Source organism: Bradyrhizobium denitrificans, from assembly GCF_013179005.1.
Classification (GTDB): Bacteria; Pseudomonadota; Alphaproteobacteria; order Rhizobiales; family Xanthobacteraceae; genus Bradyrhizobium; species Bradyrhizobium denitrificans.
The window spans coordinates 1-24,414 of the sequence record NZ_JABFDP010000009.1 but is presented as its reverse complement, the minus strand read 5'-3'; the positions used below and the strand labels follow the sequence as shown (position 1 = coordinate 24,414).

The 24,414-nt window shown below is 64.5% G+C and carries 15 protein-coding genes and 1 tRNA gene; 6 read left to right on the top strand and 10 right to left on the bottom strand.

Features of this window, described 5'->3' with window-relative positions:
* Nucleotides 1–130: 130 nt before the first annotated feature.
* Nucleotides 131–1,324, top strand: coding sequence for a cystathionine beta-lyase (gene metC, locus HL671_RS11245; protein WP_172236440.1), 1,194 nt, complete (start codon nt 131–133; stop codon nt 1,322–1,324).
* Nucleotides 1,325–1,447: 123 nt separating this feature from the next.
* On the top strand, nt 1,448–3,145 hold the full coding sequence (locus HL671_RS11240) for a Na/Pi cotransporter family protein (protein WP_172236439.1): 1,698 nt from the start codon (nt 1,448–1,450) through the stop codon (nt 3,143–3,145).
* 160 nt (nt 3,146–3,305) lie between these two features.
* On the opposite strand, the gene HL671_RS11235 is transcribed toward HL671_RS11240, so the two are convergent.
* The 6 genes from HL671_RS11235 to HL671_RS11210 form a co-directional block, all read right to left on the bottom strand.
* Nucleotides 3,306–3,644 (bottom strand): lipid-A-disaccharide synthase N-terminal domain-containing protein, encoded by a 339-nt coding sequence (locus HL671_RS11235; RefSeq protein ID WP_041751505.1) that lies wholly within the window; start codon nt 3,642–3,644, stop codon nt 3,306–3,308.
* On the bottom strand, nt 3,644–4,381 hold the full coding sequence (locus HL671_RS11230) for a glycosyltransferase family 2 protein (protein ID WP_172236438.1): 738 nt from the start codon (nt 4,379–4,381) through the stop codon (nt 3,644–3,646). Before HL671_RS11230 ends, HL671_RS11235 begins: the two co-directional genes overlap by 1 nt.
* Before the next feature lie 93 nt (nt 4,382–4,474).
* Nucleotides 4,475–5,266, bottom strand: coding sequence for a phosphatase PAP2 family protein (locus tag HL671_RS11225; protein ID WP_172236437.1), 792 nt, complete (start codon nt 5,264–5,266; stop codon nt 4,475–4,477).
* Nucleotides 5,267–7,009: an ArnT family glycosyltransferase gene (locus tag HL671_RS11220; protein ID WP_172236436.1), complete on the bottom strand. Its 1,743-nt coding sequence runs from the start codon at nt 7,007–7,009 to the stop codon at nt 5,267–5,269.
* A 51-nt stretch (nt 7,010–7,060) separates the two neighbouring features.
* On the bottom strand, nt 7,061–9,298 hold the full coding sequence (gene pbpC, locus HL671_RS11215; protein WP_172236435.1) for a penicillin-binding protein 1C: 2,238 nt from the start codon (nt 9,296–9,298) through the stop codon (nt 7,061–7,063).
* A complete protein-coding gene (locus tag HL671_RS11210) occupies nt 9,295–14,526 on the bottom strand; it encodes an alpha-2-macroglobulin family protein (protein ID WP_172236434.1) in 5,232 nt (1,743 codons plus the stop codon). Before HL671_RS11210 ends, pbpC begins: the two co-directional genes overlap by 4 nt.
* A gap of 421 nt (nt 14,527–14,947) precedes the next feature.
* On the opposite strand from HL671_RS11210, the gene HL671_RS11205 reads away from it, so the two are divergent.
* The 3 genes from HL671_RS11205 (at nt 14,948) to HL671_RS11195 (ending at nt 17,872) form a co-directional block, all read left to right on the top strand.
* Nucleotides 14,948–15,024, top strand: a tRNA-Arg gene (locus HL671_RS11205).
* Between the two features lie 856 nt (nt 15,025–15,880).
* On the top strand, nt 15,881–16,267 hold the full coding sequence (locus HL671_RS11200; RefSeq protein WP_172236433.1) for a hypothetical protein: 387 nt from the start codon (nt 15,881–15,883) through the stop codon (nt 16,265–16,267).
* Nucleotides 16,268–16,675: 408 nt separating this feature from the next.
* On the top strand, nt 16,676–17,872 hold the full coding sequence (locus HL671_RS11195) for an acyltransferase family protein (protein WP_172236432.1): 1,197 nt from the start codon (nt 16,676–16,678) through the stop codon (nt 17,870–17,872).
* A 195-nt stretch (nt 17,873–18,067) separates the two neighbouring features.
* On the opposite strand, the gene HL671_RS11190 is transcribed toward HL671_RS11195, so the two are convergent.
* Nucleotides 18,068–19,258 carry an acyltransferase family protein gene (locus tag HL671_RS11190; RefSeq protein ID WP_172236431.1) on the bottom strand — a complete coding sequence of 397 codons (1,191 nt, stop codon included), beginning with the start codon at nt 19,256–19,258 and terminating at the stop codon, nt 18,068–18,070.
* Between the two features lie 651 nt (nt 19,259–19,909).
* On the opposite strand from HL671_RS11190, the gene HL671_RS11185 reads away from it, so the two are divergent.
* Nucleotides 19,910–20,071 carry a hypothetical protein gene (locus tag HL671_RS11185; protein ID WP_012043981.1) on the top strand — a complete coding sequence of 54 codons (162 nt, stop codon included), beginning with the start codon at nt 19,910–19,912 and terminating at the stop codon, nt 20,069–20,071.
* 59 nt (nt 20,072–20,130) lie between these two features.
* Here the strand turns inward: HL671_RS11185 and HL671_RS11180 are convergent, their stop codons facing one another.
* The 3 genes from HL671_RS11180 to HL671_RS11170 all read right to left on the bottom strand — a co-directional run bounded on the left by HL671_RS11180 (nt 20,131) and on the right by HL671_RS11170 (nt 23,246).
* Nucleotides 20,131–20,349, bottom strand: coding sequence for a hypothetical protein (locus tag HL671_RS11180; RefSeq protein ID WP_172236430.1), 219 nt, complete (start codon nt 20,347–20,349; stop codon nt 20,131–20,133).
* Nucleotides 20,350–20,540: 191 nt separating this feature from the next.
* Nucleotides 20,541–21,014, bottom strand: a complete 474-nt coding sequence (locus HL671_RS11175) for a hypothetical protein (RefSeq protein ID WP_012043979.1) — start codon at nt 21,012–21,014, stop codon at nt 20,541–20,543.
* Nucleotides 21,015–21,212: 198 nt separating this feature from the next.
* Complete coding sequence (locus tag HL671_RS11170) at nt 21,213–23,246, bottom strand: acyltransferase family protein (protein WP_172236429.1); 2,034 nt, start codon at nt 23,244–23,246, stop codon at nt 21,213–21,215.
* Nucleotides 23,247–24,414 lie beyond the last annotated feature (1,168 nt).

The following is a 24,414-nucleotide window of genomic DNA, read 5'->3' as shown; positions in this document are numbered from 1 at the left end:
CAGTATCACAGAACGACTGGCGCTCCGGGTCAAGGGGTTGACGGCCCTGTTCTGCATTCTGTTATTAACGAACGCAGTCCTGGCCGATTTTCACGATTCCGGCAGGCTCAAATGAGAGCAGATACGCGACATGGCATCGAAGAACGACCCCGCTGCGGCGGTGCGACAAAATGTCGGAACACGGCTGATCACGGCGGGCAGAGACACGAAGGCGCAGCATGGATTCGTGAATCCTGCCGTCTTCCACGGCTCGACCGTTCTTTACCCCACAGCCGACGACCTGCACGCGCACCGCGGCGAATTCCAATATGGCCGCCACGGAACACCGACCACCAAGGCGCTGCAGCAGGTGCTGATGGAGCTGGAAGGCCCGCGATGCGCCGGCGTCGGCATCGCGCCGTCCGGTCTTGCTGCGATCTCGACGACGCTGCTGTCGGTGCTCAAGGCCGGCGACCACGTGCTCGTCTGCGACAGCATCTACCGTCCTACCCGCAATTTCTGCAACGGCATGCTGGCCCGTTATGGTGTCGAGACGACTTATTTCGACCCACTTGTCGGCTCAGGAATTGAGCAACTGCTCAAACCGAATACACGGGCAGTCGTCGTCGAGGCGCCGGGCTCGCAGTCCTTCGAGATGCCGGACATCCCGGCGATCGCGGCCGTGGCGCATGCCCATGGCGCGCTCGTCATCGACGACAACACCTGGGCCACGCCGCTCTATCACCGCTCGCTTGAGCAGGGCGTCGACATCAGCATGCAGGCGGCCACCAAATATATCGGTGGCCATTCCGACATCATGTTCGGAACGATTTCGGCAAACGAGAAGGCCTGGCCGTTGATTGTAGAGGGCATCCGCCTGCTCGGCGTCTGTGCCGGCCCCGACGATGTGTTCCTGGCGTTGCGCGGCGTTCGGACGCTTGGCGTGCGGCTGGCCCAGCATCATCGGTCGGGCCTGGAGATGGCGCGCTGGCTCGCCGCGCGTCCCGAGGTGATCGACGTGCTGCATCCGGCGCTGGAGAGCCATCCGGGACATGCGATCTGGAAGCGCGACTTCACCGGCGCCTCGGGCCTGTTCAGCATCGTGCTGCAACCAAGGCCGCAAGCGGCGGTTGATGCGATGCTCAACACGCTGACGCTGTTCGGCATGGGCTATTCCTGGGGTGGCTTCGAGAGTCTGGCGATCCCGTTCGACTGCGCGAGCTATCGGACTGCCACCCGCTGGGCGCCGGGCGGCCCGACTTTGCGCCTGCATATCGGCCTGGAGAACGTCGAGGATCTCAAGGCTGACCTGGAACGCGGCTTTGCGGCCTTCAACGCCGCCTGACCACAGTCTCGGCGGCAAACAAAACGCCCTGCGATAAGGCAGCGAGGGCCGCCAAAATAGCGTTGATCCGCGACCGATTGGGCGTAGCCTTCGCAGCGACGATCGCGGACACGAACGGGAATCATGGTTCTGCTCGATTTGATGGGCGGCGTAGCGCTGCTGCTGTGGGGCCTGCACATGGTCCACAGCGGCATCCTGCGCGCGTTTGGTCCGGATCTCCGGCTCCTGCTGTCGCGTGCGCTGCGAAACCGCTTCAGCGCCCTGGCGGCGGGACTGGGTCTCACCGCCCTGCTCCAGAGCAGCACGGCGACCGCGCTCATCACCACCTCCTTCGCGGCGGAGGGCCTCGTCGGCCTGATTCCGGCGCTCGCCATCATGCTCGGTGCCAATATCGGCACCACGCTGATCGTGCAGGTGCTGTCGTTCAACGTCGCCGCCGTGGCGCCAGTCCTGTTCGTGCTGGGGCTGGTGGCGTTCCGCAGCGGGCCGCGTTCGCGCATCAAGGATCTCGGTCGGGTCTCGATCGGCCTCGGCCTGATGCTGCTGTCCCTGCACATTCTGATCGACACCCTGGCACCGGCCGAGGAAGCGCCGGCCATGCGCGTGTTCATGCAGGCGATCACCGCCGATGTGACGCTGTGCATCGTCTTCGGCGCTGCAGTGACATGGATCGTGCACTCCAGCGTGGCCAGCGTGCTGCTGGTGATGTCGCTGGCCTACGCCCATTTCATCACGGCTGATGCGGCACTGGCGCTGGTGCTGGGAGCCAATCTCGGCAGCGCCGTCAATCCCGTGTTCGAGGGCGCCCACCGCGACAATCCGGCGAGCTATCGCCTCCCCGTCGGCAATCTCATCAACCGCATCGCCGGCGTCGCGCTGGTCGCACCTTTTCTGCAACCGCTCGCGACGCAATTGCAGTTGTGGCAGCCGGACCTGTCCAAGCTGACGGCGCAGTTCCATATGGCGTTCAATCTCGGCACCGCCATCATTTTCATCGGCCTGCTGGGCGGCCTGGAGAAACTGCTCGTCAAGCTGTTTCCGGATCGACGCGCCGAGATCGACCCCGCCAAGCCCCGTTATCTCGATGAAACGGCGCTCGAAACGCCCTCGCTCGCGCTCGCGGACGCCGCCCGCGAGGCGCTGCGCATGGGTGACATGGTGGAGACCATGCTGCGCAACGTCATGACCGCAATGATGACCAATGATCGCGGCCTCGTCGACCAGGTGTCGCGGATGGACAATGCCGTCGACCGGCTCGACGAAGCGATCAAGCTCTACATCACCAAGCTCGCGCGGGGCAGCCTGGACGAGCGCGAAGGCAAGCGCGCGATGGAGATCATCTCGCTCGCGATCAACCTCGAGCACATCGGCGATATCATCGACAAGAACCTGAGCGAGCTCGCCACCAAGAAGATCAAGCGCCGGTTCCAGTTCTCGACAGAAGGCGCCGACGAGCTGCAGGCCTTTCACCGCCAGATCATGGAGTCGCTGCGCATCGCCTTCGGCATCTTCATGTCCGGCGACGCGCAGCAGGCGCACCAGCTCCTGGATCAGAAAGCCGAGCTCCGCAACGCCGAACTCGCCGCCACCGAGCGACATCTCGAACGGCTGCGCGAGGGCCGTTCCGAGACGCTGGAAACCACGTCACTGCATCTCGACGTCCTGCGTGATCTCAGGCGCATCCACTCGCACATCTGCTCGGTCGCCTATCCGGTGCTGGATGCGGCCGGCGAGGTGGCGAGCCGCCGGAGTGAAAACGCAGACCGCGTGCCGGCCGTGGCCGCCCTGCCCGCATCGTCGGCCCAGCCTCTGCCGCGCTAGGCGTAGCGGCGCACCCCGCCAATGAATTGCTCGTCATGCCGTGACAAGCCCGGCCATGGCGAGGGAGACGTTGGGAACATGCACTGAGATGGGGATCGAACGATCAGCTGCCGTGCGAGAAGCGCTTTTGCAGTGTGAGATCGAGGACCCACAGGTCCGCTCAATTGCTCAGCGTCTGAGACTCGCGCTGGCGGCTCTTGAAGATCAGCATGACGTTGCGGACGTAGATGATGTTCGACAGCAACTGGCCGAAGATGATGACCGGCTCGCGCTTGACGAGGCCGTAGATCAGCGTCATCAGGCCGCCGCCGATCGAGAAGAACCAGAAGGCAAGCGGCACGACGCTCTTGCCCGCGCGCTCGCTCGCGATCCACTGCACCAGGAAGCGCGCGGCAAAAGCGAGCTGAGCCGCGAGGCCGAACACCAGCCAGAAATCGAACTTCGCGATGAAAATGTCGTAGAGATAGTTGCTGAACGCCTGCCCGAATTGAATCAGCATCATTTCACCTCGATCGCGACCGGCGTCGGCTTCTTGCGGCGGATCAGCCACCACACGCCGGCGAGATCCATGATCCCGATCCAGAGCCGGTCGAAGAACCCGTAGTTCGACACGCCCGAATGCCGGGGACGATCGATCACGTCGATATAGGCGATGTCGTAGCCCTCGCGCCGCACCAGGGCCGGCAGGAAGCGGTGCAGACCATCGAAATACGGCATCATCAGGAACACGTCGCGGCGAACGGCCTTGAGGCCGCAGCCGGTGTCGCGGGTGCCGTCATGCAGCACCGCGTTGCGGATCTTGTTGGCGAGCCGCGACTGCAGCTTCTTGAAGCCGGTATCCTTGCGGCCGACCCGCTGGCCCGCGACGAGGCCGACCCGCCCGCCGCCCTTTTCCAGCGCGGCGATCAGGTCCGGGAGGAAGGCGGGATTGTTCTGGCCGTCACCGTCGAGCGTCGCCACCATGGCGCCATGCGCGGCACGGATTCCGCTGCGGACCGCAGCGGACTGCCCCGTCGACCTCTCGTGGCGCAGAACGCGCAGGTTCGGCCGCCGCGCCATCTCCTCGGCGAGGCGCTGCGCGGTCTCGTCGGTCGAGCCGTCATTGACGTAGATGATCTCGTACGGCCACAGACCGTCGAGCGCGGCCGCGATCTCGGTGATCAGAGGCGTGATGTTGCCGGCCTCGTTGCGCACGGGAACGACGATGGAGACGGCAACGGGGGGTTCGGTCGACAAATCTGGGACTCGTGATGGCTTGATCAGACCGGTTCCTGCCCGGGCGCTCCGGCGGAGGCTTATTATGGGGCTTGGGGCCGGCTATCAACCCCCTTAGCGCGGTAAGATCCGGCCGTCCTTGCCGAAGCGGAAGCCCAGCCGCCGCGCTGCGAACCAGTAGCGGACCAGCATCGCGCAGACCAGGCCGACGACGGCCCCGGCCACCACGTCGCTCGGATGATGGGCAAGCAGGACGAGCCGGCTCGCGGCGATCGCCACCGCATAGATGTACATGGGAACGCGCAGTCGCGGCCAGACGGCCGCCACCGCGAAAGCCAGCGCGAAAGCGGTGACGGCATGCGCCGAGGGCATGCTGAAATAAGCCGGCGTACCGTTGAACGGCTCGAAGTTGAAGGCGTTCGCCTTGCCGCCGACGAACGGACGACCGCGCCCGATGACGTATTTCAAGACCTGGGCCGCAAGTACCGAGCTCAGGACCGCGAAAAACAGGTACTGAACATGGGTCGCGAAATTGAGCAGGCGGCTGCGCGTGGCCTCGGGCCAAAGCGGCGCGATCAGGATCGTCACGACGACACCGAGCGCCAACAGAGCCAGCACATATTCATCCTGGCCGAAATCGGTGAGGATGCGGACCGGCCACAGGCTCGGTGTGCCGCGCGCGGGCATCAGCCCGATCTCATAGGCATCGAAGGCAAACATCAGCACGAGGATCGCGCTGACGCCAATGCCTGCGACCAGGAGAAGCTGGCGCGACAGACGCTGCCAGCTCGGCGCATCAGGCACGGCTTGTGGACGACGGACGAGCCGGCCGAGCGAGAACTTCCCGACCAGCGCGAGCTGCGACAGATAGGTTGATGAAGGCGAAGGAGAGCCGGACGCCGACATCTATTCGGTGCCTTCCGAGCGGAAGATCGCGATCGAGACCGGCCGCCCCTGCGAGATGTTGTAGCCGTCGATGCGCTTGGCCACGTTGTAGCGCAGCCCGATCGCCTCGGCCCGCTGCACGAAGGCGCGCTCGGTCCGCTGCTCGACCAGCGCGAAGCGGCAGGTACCCTGGCTGAGGAAATCGGCGGCGCCTGAGCCGTCGGTCAGCTGGGTCGAGGTTCCCGTCATGAACACCAGGCTCGGCTCGTGGAAGCCGGCCGCCGCGGCCTTCGGACCGACACACACGACGTTGCGCAGCGCGCGCGCAATCTCTGCGCTCGGGAACAGCGGCGTCAGCGCCGGCAGCACTGCGCCGTAGACCACGAAGGCGAGGAACATTGCCGCAACCGCCGCATTCAGCAGCGAGCGCTCGGCCCGGCCGTCGTCATACAGCCACCAGGCGAACAGGCCGAAGATCAGCGATGCGGCGACGAACGGCCAAGCCAGGAACACCGGCTGGTGCGTGACGATGATGGCGCCGATCACGGCAACCACCGAGGTGATGGCAGGAATGGCAAACCACCAGGCGGCGCCACGGCGCAGCCAGGACCGTGACAACACCCGCCGCTCCAGGGCGCCGACGGTGAGGATCGCGATCGCGGGATAAAGCGGCAGCACGTAATGCGGCAGCTTGGTCAGGACGGCCTCGAACACGATCCAGGACGGCAGCAGCCAGGCCAGCAGGAACTGCGCGCCCGGCTCACGCCGCGCCCGCCACACCGCAGGCGCCGCCATCGCCGCCAGCGGAGCGCCGGGCCAGAAGGTGATGAACAGCAGCAGCAGATAGAGGCCCGGCGGCGCGCCATGCGACTCCTGGGCACCGATCTTGCTCAACATGTCGCCGCCGACGGAGTCGGCGAAGAAGGTGTCTCCGGCACGCAGGAAGATCAGCACGAACCAGGGCAGCACCAGCACCAGCATCCACATCAGCCCCCAGACGGGCCGCAGACGCCACAGCCACGCCGCGCCGCGATCCATGATGGCGAGAGCAATGATCGTGAGACCGGCAAACATCAGGATCAGCGGCCCCTTGATCAGGATGCCGCCGGCCAGCGCCGTCCAGAAGATCGCCGGCGGCCCCCAAGGGGGATGCTCAGGATCCTCGCCGCGCTGCCAGGACAGATAGACACGGGCCAGCGCGCCCATCGCGGCCACCACCGTGAACAGCAGCATGGCATCGGTCTTGGCGAGCCGCGCTTCAGCACCGAGCAACACCGAGCAGCATATCAAGAGCGCCGCGAACACCGCGCCACGCCGCGTGACAAAAGCGAGCGCGGTCCAATAGGTCAGCAGCACCGCGCCGATCGCGCCGATCAGCGAGGGAATGCGATACACCCAGATGCGCAGCTGTGCCCGCGGCAATCCGACCGCAGATGCGGTTTCAACCGCAGCCGACTGCAACCAGTAGATTCCGACCGGCTTCTTGTAGCGCACATCGTCCTGGAAGCGGATATCGACATAATCGCCGCTCTCGACCATCTGCTTGGTCGCCTGCGCGAACCGCGCCTCGTCGCGATCGATCGGCGGAATCGTGAAGAATCCCGGCAAAAACAGCAGCAGCCCGCAGACGAGCAAGAACGCAACAGCCCTGGCGTGGCTGATGGTGACGGCATCGATCATCCGCACCAGCCGATTGCCCGGATTCACCAGGTTCTTCGGCTCGCGCGGCTCTCCAAAACGGGGGCGGGCAAAGGTCTCAACCATGGGGTTCCGAATACGCCGAAACCACCATGCCGACAACCGCTTAGCGAACGGTCATTGGATTCTGACCACAACTGTGTCCGCCGCGCCCGTGGCGTCGATGACGGTCAGCCGGGCAAAGCCCGGCCCGGGCGGATCGATCAGGCGCTGGCGCCGGCTGTCGATCTCGCCGACCGGCAGGCCATTGACCAGCATGGTCAGCGGCAGCACGCCGCCGGAGACTTTCACCGGCATCACGGCGGCCTCCGGTCCCGCGGTACGATCGACATCGATGCGCGAGCCGTTGAGCGGGAACTGGATGTGCGGGGCCTGCTCGGCGCCGGTCCGTAGCAGTTCGCCGATCGGACGGAACCGGCGCAGCGGCAGTGGCAACTTTGAATTGCCGGCAATAAGCGCCCCCTTGGGCGGCTTGGGCAGGGCCGCCGGCAGCTTGCCGCTGCGCGCGAAGGCGTCGAACAGGATCGGCGCAGCGGCGACACGGCCGATCAGGCCCGGCACTGGCGCGCCGTCGGGACGACCGACCCAGACGCCGATCGTCATGCGGCCGTCAAAGCCCACGGACCAAGCGTCACGATAGCCGTAGCTGGTGCCGGTCTTGAAGGCGATGCGGTTGCGCGCGGCATTTTCCGGCGGCGGCGTGCCGAGCAGCACGTTGCCGACCTGCCAGGCGGCGGCCGGATCCATCAGCCGCATCGGTTCCCTGGTGTCGGCGTCCTCGGCCGTCAGGACCTCGGCCGTCATGATCTCGCGCAGCGGCTTGGTGGTGCCGAGTCGCGGAAATCCAGCATAGAGCTGTGCGAGGTCCTGCAGGGTCACGCCGACCCCGCCGAGTCCCATCGCCAGACCGGGCGCCTCGTCCTTCGGCAGCACCAGATTGCCGCCGGCCTGCTTGAGCCGCGACGACAGCCGGCTGGCGCCGACGCGGTCGAGCAGCACGATCGCCGGCACGTTCAGCGACAGCTGCAGCGCCTTGCGCACCGGCACTGTGCCCTGGAACGTCATGTCGAAATTCTCCGGCGCGTAGGAACCGAAGCGTACCGGGCGGTCCTCGATCAGGCTCTCCGGATGCACGAAGCCGTCCTCGAAGGCCAAGCCATAGATGAACGGCTTCAGGGTCGAGCCGGGCGAGCGCACCGCGCGCGTCATGTCGACCTGCCCGGCCCGCCGCTCGTCGAAATAATCCGCAGAACCGACATGGGCGAGCACGTCGCCACTGTCATTGTCGATCACGATGATGCCGACCGAGATGTTCGGCCCCAGCGCGGCGGCGCGGTCGCGCGCCAGCGGCTCCAGCACCTTCTGCAGCGATGCGTCCAATGTCAGCCGGATGATCGGCCGGTCCTTCACGACCGCCGTGGCCTGGTCGGCGGCATGCGGCGCCAGGATCGGCATCGGCTTGCGGAAGGCCGGCACCGGTTGCGCCTTCGCCTGCGCGGCGTCCTCGGCGGAGATGACGTTCTCCGACACCATGCGATCGAGCACGCGGTCGCGGCCGCGGCGCGCCGCCTCCGGATGGCGGTCGAGCCGGCGCGTCTCCGGCGACTGCGGCAGTGCGACCAGGAGCGCGGCCTCGGCCAGCGAGAGGCGCTTCGGCTCCTTGCCGAAATAGGCGATCGAGGCGGCGCGGATGCCTTCGAGATTGCCGCCATACGGCGCGAGCGTCAGATACAGATCGAGGATCTCGTCCTTGCCGAGCTTCCGCTCGAGCTCGAGCGCGCGCACGATCTGCCGGAGCTTGGCGTGCAGCGACCGCTGCCGCCGCGGCTCCAGCAACCGCGCCAGCTGCATCGTGATGGTCGAGCCGCCGGACACGATATGGCCGTGTGAGCCGAATTGAATCGCCGCCCGCGCCAGCGCGCGCGGATCGACGCCGTGGTGGTCATAGAAGCGCTGGTCCTCATAGGCGAACAGCAGCTTCAGATAGGTCGGGTCGACGTCCTTCTGCGCGCTGACCGGCAACCGCCAACGCCCATCCGCCATCGCATAGGCGCGCAGCAGCTTGCCGTGGCGATCGACCACCGTGGTGGACAGCGCTTTGGCGTCCTGCAGCGGCAGCGGGCCGAGGGAGATGGTGTAAGCGGTGAGAGCCGTCGCGACGACCACGATCAACGTCAACCCAATCGCCGCGAGACGTTTTGCAACTCGCCCCCTCCTCTCGTCATGCCCGGGCTTGACCCGGGCATCCACGCCGTTCTCGCATGCGGCCGTGGATGGCCGGGTCAAGCCCGGCAATGACGACGGAGTGTCTGGCTCCGTCATGCGTCCATTGCCGCTGGTCTGACCCTCGCTCATTTCGCCGCGCGGACCTCCACCGAGCCCGTTCCGGTCCGACCATAGCGCGACGGGTTGTACATGTCCTCGACATAGGCCTGCGGCAGCACGTATTTGCCGGGCGACACCGCGCGCACGACATAGGCCACGGTAAACACCGATTTGGAATCCGCGGCGCGGTCGAGCGCGGCGGTGAAGCGATCATCGCGGAACTCGGTGTTCACAGGCTCCTGGCCGTCCTCGATCCAGTCCAGGGTGCCGCTGTCGCCCGACGACACCAGATGCGGATTGTCGATCTCCAGCCCCGCCGGCAGATAATCGGACACCATGATGTGCCCATATTCCGGCTTGGCCTCGGTGACCTTCAGCACCACGGCGAAGCGGTCGTTCTGCTTCACCGTCTTGATGTCGACCGGCTTGCCGTCGAGCGTGTAGTAGCCGCGCTCGATCTTGAAGCCGTTCGACGCGGCCGGTTCCGGCGTCAGTGGCGAGCCGGACACCGAGACCACCGCCTGCACCGGCGCGTCGCCGGTGTTGGTGATCTTCAGCGGCTGACTGGTGAGCTCGGCCGCCTTGTAGCTGCGGTACATCGCCTGCTTCACCGCCTGGCCGTTGACATCCAGCGTCAGCGTCTCCTTGGCGAGCGCGCGCGCCGCCAGCACCATCCACGCATTCTCCTGCGTCGAGGTGTAGGGCGTCAGGCCACGCGCCGCCTCGACGCGGGCCACAGCCTGCGTGAGCGTGGCGCGCGGCGCATTGCCCTCGCCGGCCAGCGACACCAGCGCCGCGGCATCGCGCAGGTCGGAGCCGTAATCGGTGCGGCCAAACACCAGCACCGGCTTCGGCGCGAGGCTGTCGGCTGCCGCGGCATAGACCCGCTCGGCGCGGGCGCGGTCACCGACCAGCGCGAGCGCCGCGGCGAGCTGCGCCTTGGCGATCGGGGTGGCGAGATTGCCGAGCTTGGTGTCGGCGAGATAGCGCAGATCGCCGATCGGCGCCGCGCCGTTGCGCGCCAGCACGTAGAGGCCGTAAGCGAGATCGCGGCCGCCCGTTTTCTCCGGCTCCTCGGCATTGACCACCGCGTTCCTGACGCGGTCGAGCGCGCTCTTGAACAGCACGTCCGGCACCGCAAAGCCCTTTTCGCGGGCGCGGGTCAGGAAGTCCGTCACGTACGCATCGAGCCAGGGATCGTCGCCGCCGGCCGACCACAGCCCGAACGAGCCGTTCGAGCCCTGCCGCGCCAGGAGCCGGTCGATCGAGTCGCGGATGCGCTGGTCGACCTCGGTGTCCATCGCGAGATGGGCGCCGGCCGCGAGCTCGTTGACATAAAGCAGCGGCATTGCGCGGCTGGTGATCTGCTCCGAGCAGCCATGCGGATAGCGGTCGAGCGCCTTGAGGATGGTCGCCGCGTCGAGCGCGGTCGACAGCCCCGCCGACAACGACACCGTGCCGGTGCCCGCCACGAGATCGCTGAACATGTCCGACGTCAAGGTCAGGCTCTCGCCCTTGGCCAAGGTGCGGATCGAACGCCGCGCCAGCACCTGCGTCGCCGGCTTGACGTCGAGCTGATAGTGCCGCGCCAGGCTCAGCCCGTTCGGCCCCTTGATGTCGACATCGAGCTGCGCCTGGCCGGTGCCCGACGCATCCAGCGGCAGGGTGGACGAGGCCCGCTGCCTGGCCGCGAGCTTGAGCGTCACATTGGCGTTGCCGGACACCTTGACCGGGCCGCTCGCCTTGACGGCCACGACGTAGTCGCCGGGCGCGCCCTCGACATTGTCGACGTCGAAGGACAGCGTGCCGCGGTCGCCGCTCAGCAAGAAACGCGGCAAGGTCGCGGTCAGCACCACGGGGTCGCGCACGGTGACGTCGACGGTCGCGCGGCCGAGCTTGGTCGCGCTCCACGCCACCGCCATCACCCGCGCGGTGCCGGCGAACTCCGGAATGTCGAAAGCGACCTCCGCGGCGCCGTCGGGCCCGACGGTGACGATGCCCGAATACAGCGCCAGCGGCTTCTGCGTCGGCGGCGAGCCCTGCAGCTCGGCGCCGCCGCCATCACCGCCGGAGCGGATCTGGCCGCGCGTGCCCTGCATGCCGTCGATCAGCTGGCCATAGAGATCGCGGATCTCGGCCGAGAGCTGGCGCTGGCCGAGATAATAATCGTCCGGCGCCGGCGGCTTGTAGTTGGTGAGGTTGAGAATGCCGACATCGACCGCCGCGATCACGATCTTGGCGTCCTCGCCGGGATTGAGCCCGCCGATCTTGACCGGGATCTTCAAGCTGGAGCCCGGCCGCACCAGCGCCGGCGGCGTCAACGCGACATTGAGCGTGCGCACGGACTTGTCGATGCCGAACCAGGCCACGCCGAGCGCGCGGCCCGGCATGCGCTGCGCGGCGGCATCGAGCGGACGGCGCAGCGTCGTCACGACATAGGCGCCGGTGCCCCAGTCCTTGCCCACGCTGAGCCTGACCTGGTTGGTGCCTTCCTTGACCTCGGCGGTCTGCGTCGTCAGCAGCCGGTCGCCGAGCACGTTGACCGTCAGCTTGCCGGCGGTGCGCGCATTGACCGTCACCACCATCGTGTCACCCGACTGGTATTGCGGCTTGTCGAGCGAGGTCTCCAGGAGCTCCGGCGTGTCGGCGCTGCCGTCGGTGTACCAGCCGACATCGAACTGCAGCGAGGTCACCGGTCCATCGGCATCGGCCGATTTGACGTCGAGCCGGTAGCGCCCGGCCTCAGGCTGAAAGCTCAGCCGCGCCGGTTTGTTGGCTGATATCGTGAGGTCGCCATCGCCGACGCGGCGCGTCGACTTCACCGGCTCATACTCCCAATAGGAATTCTGCCGGTACCATTGATAGCGCGACTCGATCTTCAGCAGCTCATAGCGCAGGCCGTTGCGCGCCAGCGTCTTGCCCTCCGGTGACACGAACACGACGTCGAACTCGGCCTTCTCGCCCTCGCCGACGCTTTTTCCCGAGAAGGACGGCTTGATGCCGATCTGCGCCGCCTTGGGCGCCACCGGCAGCACCAGCTTGCGCTCGACAGCGCGGCCGCCGGTCTCGGCCATGCGCACGAAGATCTGCGCCTCCTGCGGCCGGCTTGAGGATGGCGGCTTGGCGAGGCTGACCGGGAAGGTCGCCATGCCCTTGTCATCGGTCTCGGGCAGCCCCTCGATCGGCGTTCGCTCGTTAGAGGCGCTCTCCTCGTCGGCGACGCCGAACTGATAGCCCGCAAAGCCCGGCCGCTCCGAGGCGGTGGTGACCAGCAGGTCGCCCTCGAGCTGCAGGCCGGACGCCGGCGCGCCGTACAGGAAATGGCCGTCGACCTTCACCTCCACCGGCGCGTCAGCCTTGATCTGCTTGTCCTTGGACGACAGGTCGAATTCCAGCCGCTCCGGGACGTAGTCCTCGACCATGAAGGTGGTCTCGCCGACCGCCGCCCCCTTGGGGTCGGTGAAGGCGCGCACGCGATAGGTCCCGGTCGGCACCGCCGCGTTCAGCGCCACGCTCAACGACCGACCGCCGGCCCCCTGGTCCGGCACCACAGCGCGGCGGAACTCGACGCCATCGGGACGCTCGACGACCAGCGTCAGCGGCGTGCCGGTCATGGCGTTGCCCTTGCCGTCGCGCAGCAGCGCGGTGAGATAGACCGTCTCGTTGGAGCGGTAGACGCCGCGCTCGGAATACACGAAGGCATCCGGCCCGGCCGGCGACGCGCGTCCGGCGACGCCGCGATCGGACAGGTCGAAGGCGGACGTTTTCAGGCTGAGGAAGGCGTAGTCGGTCTTCTCGCCGGACACCGTCAGCATCGCCGGCGACAGCCCGCCCTCGCCGCGCGACAGCCCGGCCTCGAACAGCACATGGCCGGCCTCGTCGGTCTTGCGCGTCGCCAGGATCTCGTTGTTGCGCGCCACCAGCCGCACCTCGGCGCGCGCCACCGGATCGGTCGACGCCAGCGAATTCACGAACACGTGGATGCCGTCATTGCCGGAGAACGCAGCGACGCCGAGATCGGAGACGATGAACCATTGCGTCGCGAGCTGGCCGCTGTCCTCGTCGCTGCCGCCGCTGGTCGGGCCCTTGGGCGCGGCGGTCATCACATAGACGCCGGGCTGCATGTCGCTGATCGCCTGGTCGACCGGGAAGGCGGTCGTCACGTCCTGGTTCAGGGTCATCGCGGTCGCGAGCTCGCCGCTCCACACCTTCATGCCGCGCTCATTGCCGAGGTCTGTCAGCTGGTAGCTCGATAGCGGACGCTGGAAGTCGCTATCGATGACCGTGTTGATCAGGTTGCGGTCGCCGATCCGGAACACGTTGACAGTGACCGCGGGGGTGTTGACGCTGACCAGCGGAATGCCCTTCTGCCCGGTGCGCGGCAGCACATAGGCCTTGCCGGTGAAGCGCACGAACGGCTTGCGGTCGCGGACATAGATGTTGAACTCGGCCGATTTCGGCAGGCTCTCCTTGACGCCGGACGGCAGCCCGGCGCGCAGATTGATGTTGTAGCGCTCGCCGTGCTTGAGGCCCTCGACGCAGAGCTGCTTGTCCTCCGACGTCAGCGCCGGCTTGTCATTGCCGGCCTGCGCCACGAAGGGCGAGAAGTCGGTGCGCTTGGCGAGATCCTCGGAGAACTGGAAGCAGGCGCGCGGGCTCGCCGAGTCCGAGTCGACGGTGTAGTCGAGCAGCCTGAAGCCGTGCTCGTCGCGCATCCGCTCATACTGCCCGCGGACATCGGCGACCTCGCGCAGTTCCAGCGACATCCTGAGCGTATCGAGCGCCGGCCGCCACAGCTTGCGTTCGGCCATGGTCTTGCCGAGCACGGCGAGCGCATCGGCCTCCTCGCCGGAATTGCCGGCGCGCTGATACGCGATATAGGCCGCCGTCGAGGCGCGCTCCAGCAGGAAGGTCTGCTCCGAGGAATTGATCGGCTTGATCTGGTTCAGCACCGTCCGGGCGAGCCGCAGCCAGTTGCCGGAATCCTCCGGCGCCGCGGTCGCGATCTGCCCGAGGATCTGCAGGCCGGTGCGCAGGTCGTTGCGGCGCAGCGCCGCGTCGGCATCGGTGCGCAAGGTCGCCAAAGGCTTATTCACCGCCCCTGCCTCGCTCTTGATCTGGGCCTCGAGCTTGATGGCGGCGTCCGCCAGATCGTCGCGCTTGAACGCCTTGTCGGCGGCAACAGCGGCAGAACCGGCGGACACGAGGCCGAGCGCCATAATGGCGCAGACGGCAGCGGCGCGAACCAGACCGATCATGGGACAACTCCTTGGGGCGGCTCTACGGGGCACATGAGACGATGCCCGTGTTTGGCCGATTCGTGGCGAGAATGGACGCGAAATGGTGACGGGCTGATGGCAGAGGTTGCATGCGCAGGACTCGCGGCCGGCTGCCAGGGCCCCTCCGCTGCGGCGCGCAGCGGGCCAGTCTTGGAATCAGCGGCAATTCACAGGGCATGTTCACCGGACACAGCATACGGCCAAGGGCCGCGGCGGCCGTTCATCCGGCGCTGCCGACCCGCGATCGGGGCGCTCTTGCCCCTCCTCCGCCTCCGCTTGGTCGCCCGGTCCCCGGTTCCGGTTCGGCCGGGCTTGGCGAAACCGACAATTTTTCATATGACCATGCTATGGATGACCAGCCGGCCGGGCCCCTCGCCCGCGGCTTTCACCCCGTGACCACGGTCCCATAGCTCAACTGGATAGAGTAGCGGATTTCTACTCCGCGGGTTGCAGGTTCGAGTCCTGCTGGGATCGCCAACGGCTTTTTCCTCCGCTGAGGTTATTCGGACGCCTGTTTTGGTGGGCCACATTGGGCGCTTGAGCCGTCGAAATCACACCAGCGGCCAGATCCCGCGCGGTTTTGACGCGCTCCGGTGACGGGCCGGTGACCAGGATCTCGACGAGGTCGGACCATGGACCAGCGATGTCGTCGCCGCCTCGATTGCATCGTTCGTGAAGACCTCGCGCGTGCCCGGTTCATCGTAACGTATGAGCCGATCGAGGATGCGAGACTCCTTGCGCTGCTCCGCATGTCGATCCTCGAGGATCATCACAGCCTGTGTGCGCCCTCTGATCGAGCCGTACGGCCACGCCGGCAAGTTGGTGCGTACACGTGAGATCGGCGTTTAGACATCTCCCGATTTCTTAACTGCAACTGTCCGCCGAAGCGCAGGCCACTTGAGATTCGCCGTCCAGACATCATCAGCAATTGCGAATGTGCGGCGCACTGTGGTCTCTCGGATTTGTACGTGCTCAAGACCTGCGCCGATCCGCAGGTTCCGCAAGGCGCGTCTTCGGGAAGACTGCATTCGTGGTGGGCGCGTTGCCCCGATGCCCATCGTTCGCAATTCGAAGCGGATTAGTTCAACCGGAGCTCCGCCCGTCCATGTTGATCACGACTGAGCCGCCGGGGACACCTCTCGAACCATTTCGCTTACGCCTCTGATGAGCATCACGCGGCTGGAACACGCAGCTGGACAATAAACCCGGAACGGCAACGATTGCGACGCCGCACTCGCCCTGAACTCTTGAGTTGCATCAAAGACACTCAGCAATTTGCGTGGCAGTCTAACACCGATGGGGTAGACGATCCTTCAACGATTAGGAGTTGACCATGGCTAGAAGTATTGCTGTCGGTCTTGTTATCCTCGCTGTCTCTACCTCTGCGGCCTTCGCCGGACATCGTACTCATCATGCAAAAGCCGGTGCGGTTCAGCAGGTTGGGTCGAGCAAAGGTGATCGCGACCAATATGGAAACATGCAGGTCAATCCCGGAACTCCGGGCCTGAGCGGCAGCAACGCTGCCCTTCATGCAAAAACGCATCGCGATTCCGGCTACAATCCGAAAAGTGACTACAACGCAAATGGAACCGTGCGGGTTGATAGCGGAACTGCGGGCGTAAGCGGCAGCAACGCCGCCCTCCATTCGAAAAATCACCGCGATTCCGGCTACAGCAACAAGAGTGACTACAACGCGGACGGGACCGTACGGGTGCACTAGTCGTCTCTTGCGACGACGTGATTGGCCCGGTGCGCTCAACGCACCGGGCTTTCACGTCCAAGATATAAATGGCCTCTGCATTGACCGGCAGCGTCAGGTCGATCTGCCTTCCCTCCCCGCCGTTCAGCGACAGCATGGAACGTTGTGCCAGGGAGCATAGTGAGCGAGCGCTCGTTATCCGTCCAATTCTGCCCGGTCACCTCTTCCATATCATCGGCTGTCGCGCGTTGCGCGCCATCGCGATCATGTGCCCGCCTGTCGAACAAGCCCGCTCGGTCATCGTGATCGGTAGGTAACAGTCGCGGAAAATACGTTCCTCCGAAAGTCATTGCGCCGGAGTTGCATAGCTGCCCCACTTGCCAACCTTAGGTAGCCTTGCTAACGTCTGCACTTTATGGGGAATATCAGTTGAACGATGCGTTTTCTGGGGCCCGCCGGGTCGACTATCTTGACGGCCTAAGAGGGGTGGCAGCACTGGTTGTGCTGCTTGGTCATTCCCTCCTCGTGTTCGTAGAGCCGATCATCACCTTGAATCCAAGCTTCACCGGACGACTGGCTGGTCTGGCGGTCGCGATTGGAAAATCGCCTTTCGGTTTCCTTTGGAACGGCAACTCGGCGGTTTGCATATTCTTCGTGTTGAGCGGTTTCGTGATGGCCGACTTTGCCCGGCAGACGTCCCTGAGTTTCCCCGCGCAGATCGTGCGTCGCTATATTCGCCTAGCGCTTCCAATCCTGCTCAGTTCCAGCTTCGCGTATCTGCTGCTGGGTTTCGGCTTGCTCCGCAACACTGAGGCCGCGCAGATCTCGGGCGGATGGTTAGGCCTATGGTATCAGTTCGCGCCATCGTGGCGGACCATGGCTTACGAGGCTTTGGCCGGAACCTTTCTCAACGGGTCCAACGCCTATAACCCGAACCTCTGGACCATGCATCCCGAGCTGCTCGGCTCGTTCTACATTCTGGCCATCGGACTGTTCCGCCGTTGGGGCGTTCTGAGACTGGCCCTCTATCTCGTGATGTCCCTCTATTACTGGAACGACTATCTGCCGCTTTTCGCAATCGGCGCTCTGCTTCGTGATGTCGGGCAGGTGCAGCCCTTGAGCGCACGCCCATCACTGTCGGTCGCGACATTCCTCATTGGTTGCTACATCTGCTCTCTGCCGGCCGCGGGGCCTGGCGTGTCCTTGCCTTGGCATTGGCCGCTGCCGGTGATCTTCGGCGCCGACAGCGTTCGCTATTGGCATTCGGCCGGTGCCGTCCTGATCGTGTTTGCCCTGCTTCACTCCCCTGTCCTGCAGCGCCCCTTCCAATCCGGGTACGCGCAGTTTCTGGGCCGCATCAGCTTCACGCTCTACCTCATGCACATACCGCTGCTCTGCAGCCTTGGCGCCTGGCTCATCATTCACCTCTCGTCGGTTGGCTATCTTGGCACAGCACTGATCGGCATGCCGATCAGTGTCATGGCTTGCTTATTGCTTTCGGCCATCGCCACACCAGCCGTTGACGGCCTCGGGATCCGTTCATCACGTTTCGTCGGCGCAAAACTCGATGGCGTGATCGGACTGTTGATGCCGGTGAGAGTCGCGACAGCGGGCGAAGGCAGCTGAGCAGCTGTAAAAAAGAGGCCGGGCGACCCCGGCCGGCACGCGAGATCATGATGGGCTTCTACGAAAACGCGTCATGATCTCATCTCCTTGTTCGAAGATGTTCTGTTCGGAACGCCGGCTTGCGCGATGTTTCGTCGTGCTCGACACCGCCGGACAGTTGCGGGATTATCCAGTCAACTCAGCTGAAGACGGCCGCTATCTCGCGTCACCAACGGCCTTTGCGGGATTGGAAGCGACGAAGGACCGAGACCATCGACGAAACGGTTCTTCGATCAATTTGAACGTGAGATAGGCAACCCCGATCACGATCGCGATCATCAGGATGACCGTGGAATCGGCGGCCAAAGGGATCTGGCTCGAAATGCTCTGAGCGCCCCCGGCTTCCTTTGAAATCGGCAACCACACATGCCTGCCGAGAAAGCCGATCACGTTCAACAGTCTCGCCTGAACAAATAGATGCGTCATGTAGATCGAATAGGACAGTGCCCCCACCATCACGATGCTGCGGTGCTTCAATGCAGCACTGATCAAACCGCTTTCGCTGGCGAAAACCAAGATGGTGACCACAAAGACCGGCGGGCAAAGAAAAGACAGCGGCCCGGCTCCCGCCACAGCGACGATCAGGAGTGAGGCGGCAACGACGGCGAGTTCGGTCAGCGTCGACGCTCTCGACGACATCACGGATCGGTCGCGGCGACGCCAAAACGCGAACGCCAAGGCCCCCATCGAGAAACCAAAGAGGCTGCGCAGCAAGGCGCCCTCGAAGCAGACGTCCAAATATCTGTCGCTGACCACCAGAAGCACCGGAGGCGCGACCACGATCGGCGCCGCCAGAACGTAGTAGAACAGACGACCCGGGATTCGGCATGCGAAAGCGAACACCAGATAGGTCCAGACCTCGGCCGAGATACTCCAGCTCGGCGGATTCCAGTTTCCCAGATTGCCGTCCGAGAATGCTTGCAGCAATGCCGCCGTGATCCACAAGCCAGACCAGGAATAGCCGCCCATCGCCGCGATCGGAAGGTAGAGGCAAATGACGAATAGATGCAGCGGATACAGCCGTCCCAACCGCAGAAACATGAACTGCGGAATTGGGAAACCTGTCCGCAGCTTGTCGCCATAGCTTGAGGCGATTACGAATCCGCTCAGCACAAAAAAGAAATCAACGAATAGAAATCCGTTCTTGATGAAGGGAAGCGCGGCCAGAATCGAATTCGAGCTGAAATGGTAGACGGCGACGATGATCGCGCAAATGCCACGTAGGCTATCAATAGCCACAAACCGTCGTGGCATCATCTGATAACCGTCCCGTAACGCAGCCAGGCCCCGCACGCGCTCCAATCGATCAATTTTCCGCGCCCCATGCGGACCGCTCAGCAAATTCATTTCGACAGAAAAGCCAATAGCTCCGCTGCACTGATGCGATCAGCTCGCGCAAATCTGAGCTTTAACCTAGCCGCGCGCAAGCCAAATCTCACCAACTACAGTGACAGCTGGGGACAATGGCTGTGGAGATATGAGCAGCCGATCTTCCAATCGAAACGCCATCTACGCCCGGCGACAATCACGCAGTCCGATCAGTTGGTGCCCTACCATGGTAGGATCGTCGGCATGACTTTTCGCCGGGCTTCGGCGGCCAGCCAGTACAAGGCTTCCCCCATTGAGCGCGGCCCGCCGTGGGTGCGGGCTCCGGGGATGCGATGGACGCCCCCGCGGGCCCGGGTTGGCAAGTGTCGCGCGGGCGAAACCAATTTCCCGGCCCCACGAAAACGTCCTGAAACAGAGCTCCGGCACACTGACCCCGATGAGATCGTCCAAGGGGAGCGACCCATGTCGGCATTGATGAATTTCATTTTCGAGTCCTATTGTTTGAGCTGCCAGGCCATGTTTCCCGAGCTCGCCTCCGCCAGCCAGAGCGACGTGGAATGACCGGCGGCACCCGACGGCCGGCGCGTTAAGCTTGCCTCTTCAGCTTAACGGCGGCTTCCATTTGACGTTTTCGGCTCCATCCGCCACCTCGGGGCATGGAGTCGTCGCATGTTTGAATTGGCTGTTTTGACCGCAATTTGTTGCATCGCCACCGCCACCAGCGTCACCATCTACCAGCGTCGGCAGGACGTCCTTTACGGCCCCTACATCGAGCGCTCGTGCAGGCAACCGTCGCCGCAGGATCGCGGCATTGAGGGCGAAGCGTCCTGAGACGCCGGTCTGGTGTCCTGCCGCGGTGACCCCCGCCGGCTTGCGCGCCCCGCCGCCGATCAATCCGCCAGCGAGGCCCGGGCGCGCTCTCGGTTCACAAGCGCATCAAGCTTGTCGGCGCTCATGATCTCGCCGCTCGGGGTGCGGATGCTGACCAGCGCGGCACCGAGGCGCAGATAGACATGGGCCGTCAACAGCGCGTCTTGCGCGCTGCGACAGCGCAGCGTCGCGACGGCATTGGCGCTTTCCGCCCTGACGGTGAATGGCATGACGCCCATTGCCGCGAGTCCGCTTGCGAATGACAATCGATCCGCAAAACCTACGCAGACAGGTCTCCGCGCGGCATTGAGCTGGATCAAACCACCGACGGGCTCCGCCGATCCGGTTTCGGCCAAACCCGCCTGGCCGGTTTCGGTCGCGAGAGCCGGCCTGCCCCGCTCTTCAGCCTAGCGGCGGCCGTCGGCCGCCCCTAACCGCGGTTCAACGACAGGCTGATGCGGGTGACGAGACCGTCCCAGGCGCGCTCCCAGGCCTGGGGGTAATTGATCAGGACGCAATGCACATGGGCGGCCGTGAAATTGCACCTGTTGTACCAGACATAGTCGCCCTTGGTGCTGGAGACAGCGAAGAACCGCGGCGTGATCCGCTTGTACTGGATGCTCGACGGCGGATTCTTCTTGGCAAGGAACTCGGCCGGCGTTTCGCGCCCGTCGCGGGCCGCCGACTGGACGGTCAGGCTGGCACGGCCATCGGCGGTTTGAAATCGCTGGCCGTATCCGTCCGGGCGGCCCGCCATCTCGCTGAAGATCGAGGTGGGAATATCCACCGAGGTGCCGGTCTCCGGAATCCGGTAGACTGTCCAGCGCACTGGCTCGGCGCCGACGCGCGCGCTGCAGCTCGCGACCGCCGCAACAATTGTCAGCGCCTTGATCATCACATGCATGTCTGTCGTCCTGAACGGTATCAAAAGCGGTGGTTGCAGCATTTTCGCGGCCCCGCGAAGGCAGCGACAGGGAACGCACGCGCCGCAGGAAGGTTCACGACGCCCGGCTCCGCCATGCCACACGATCGCTCGCAGACCGACCGGCTGGAAACGCCGCTGAGCGCGCTCCGGCGCGACAGGGCGCTCAAACCCCGCGGATCATTGCACCTGGGAGGGAACAAGGCTTGGCCGCGGCACGCTATCGCCCGCCATCAGCTCCTCCATGTCCGGCGAGCGCACGGTCTGCAGCCTGCCCAAGAATGCCTCCAGTTGCGGCTTGAGCTGGGCAACGACGAAGCGGGAGCCTTCCGGCGTCAGATGGACGATGTCCCATGTGATCGGCGTCTCCGGGTCGGCCATCAGCGGGCATTGCCTGCCGCGGCATATCGCCTGCAGGATCGAAACATACTGAACCGACGGGTATGAACGCGCGATCTCCCTCATGCGGTCATCCGCCTTGAACGCGCCTTCGATCGGCATGAACGACTTGCCGACCGGCAGATGACTTTGCTCATAGTTGAACAGGGTCGTCGCCAGTGGTGCCGGAAATTCGACGGACGGCCCCAGCAGCAGCACCGGAATGCCGACCTCTTCGGCCGCTGCGAGCAGCGACCGCAGATAGTCGTGGAAGCGCGGTGCGCCAGGTCGATCGTAGAACTCGGAATAGAAGCGCCAGTTTCCGGACAGAATGATGCCTGAGAACCGCCGCGCCTTGATCTGCGCACGCAGCAGCCGATTGGCCTGATTGCAGCTCTTCGCGGTTTCCTGCTTCAACTCGACAAAGGGAGCGCAGGCAGCCACCGTCAGCTGCAGCAGATGAACGGACTCCGACGGAAAATAGCTGCGCAAGCCCCAGTCATAGTGTGCAGCGGCACTGTCTCCTGCGAGCAGAACGTTGCGCTTGTTGGCCACCGGCCTCAGGCAGTCCTTCATGTCGAAGGCTGAGAGCGGCTCATCGGGCTGCAGGAAGCAGCTGTGCGCCCGGTAGAATGGCTCGACCGTCTGGCCATTGTAGCGGAGCATGCGGGCCTGCGACTGCGGAAAGCGCTGGGCATAACCGCCGTTCGAATAGCCGTGAGCCCCGATCGCAATCAGCAGGACGGCGGCGCAGGCGATGAGCCGCGCGCCAGGCACTCCACGCCATTCGATCCGGTCCCGCGCAGGACGCTCGATCAGGACATGAGAGAGCGAAGCGAGCAGCATCGTCAACAGCAGCAGCGCCGCCGTCGTGGAGGCCAAACCGGCGGTCTCCAGCGAGAGTGCAGCCCTGCCAAGCACGAACACCGGCCAATGCCAGAGATAAAGCGAGTAGGACAATCGGCCGAGCGACGCTCCAAACGTGCCAAATGGCAGCGACGGCCTGCCCTGCTCCTGGTTGAAGGCGATAATATAGAGCGCGGCGCCCAGACAAGGGATCAGCGCGCTGAACCCTGGAAAGCGCGTCTCCGGCCGGAACGCGACCACGGGAAGCAGCATGAACGCAAAGCCCAGCGAGGCAAGCAGAAGCCGCGTCGGCCGCCTGACCGGCGACCACCGATGTCCCAGAAAGACGATGCTTCCGACCAGGAACTCCCAGGCCCGCAATGGCGCGACGTAGAACGCCGCGGACGCCGATTGCTTGATCCAGAGCTCGTTCAGAACGCACAACGCCACCGTGCCGGCGACGACCAGCCCGAGTGATCGCCGCGACGTCGGATCTGCAAACCGCCTGCTCCAGAGCCAGGTCACCACCGGGAACAGGAAGTAGAACTGCTCTTCGACAGACAAGGACCAGGTGTGGATGAAAACCTTGCCGACGGTCGGAAGATCGAAATAGCCGGTGTGCAGCCAGAAGAAGATGTTGGACGAAAACAGCAGAGCGGAGACGGCGCTGCCGAAAAACATCCGGTAATCGTCTGGCGGAGCCACGAACCAGGCCGCCACACCGGTCGACAGGATCATCAGATAGAGCGCCGGAAGCAGGCGCCGCGCCCTTCGCTCATAGAAGCGCACGAAGAAGAATGATCCCGCACCGATCTCGGACCATATCAGCCGGGCAATGACATAGCCTGAGATGACGAAGAAGACATCGACGCCGACGAACCCGCCACCGAACCCTGGCAAGTCGTAGTGAAAACCAATGACCGCCACGACGGCCAGTGCGCGGAGATAATCAATGTCCGCGCGATACTCCAAACGCTTTTCACACGTCACGCTGTCAGTCCTGATGGGCGCGAAACGTACCGCCTATCCCATGACCCAAGTGACATCTCTGAACACGAACATCAACAAACAGAAACACTCATCATGCATTTTTCTCTTGTGTGTCACCGACGCGCATCACGCGAAATCGACACACAGAATTGCGGGACAGTCGAGACTTCGGCACCAACTTTGCTGAAACAGGATCTTTATGTGGCGTTCATGTGAACTATTCGCGGACATGCCGGCGCAACTGCAGCAGCGCAGCTCTGGCTCTTGCCCAAGACCGAGCTGGATCAATAATGACGTTCTGTTCTGTACTCACATGGGGAAGCGCCACCCGACATGTCAGGAGCGTCGCGGGTCTTGCCTCGTGCGCAGCACCATCAACCGCGCCCCCTGCGCGATCGGCGGCGAGACTGCTTGTCGGGCAAATCAGCTCCAATGACGGATCGGAAGCGCGCCCTCCCAGCCCGCTGGCCGACCGAAAGCGCCTGCGCGCAGAGACTAAAATCACTGACTCCCTCAAGTCGATTTGGCCTGTCCACTCGCTCGCGAAAAAATTCCTCCATTTCCTTTTTTTCGAAATTCGGTTTGACTGGCTGCGTCTCGCCTCGGCAGAGGGACGCATCGCGATCGTCACGAGCGTTGAGTGTGGGATGTGGCGGGCGCGGCGGGTTGCAGCATGGTGACCATGCGGACGAACAATCGCGCGGCGCACGGTCAAGTCGCGTGGTCCTGATATCCCGATGCTGATATCCCCGCGCAGTGCGTACGGAGCACATGTGCGCATGGTGGCCAGAACGCCCGGAGCACCAGGGAGCGCGCGAAGCAGCCGTTAACACCGTCGCGCAGGGAATGCAGGTTGATCGGCACCACCTGTGGTCACTGCCGCCTGCATCTTGTTCGCAGGCGGGCCATAGGTGAGGCCTTCACCCGGCATTCCCTGCCCCCTCGCGGCTTCGAGCGAGGGTCGTTCGACAGCAAAACTCGGGCATGCCGGCCGCGAGATCGCGGATCCGCGCCCCTTTGCGGCCCCTCGACAGTCTTCTCGACACCCGATGTGGGCTCGACCGGTGGCGACAGCGCGCGATGAGAGTATGGCTGATGTTAGAGGACTGCATCCACAATGAGACCTCGTGATCTGAGGCCGGAAAACTGGACCATTTTTGGCTAGAGT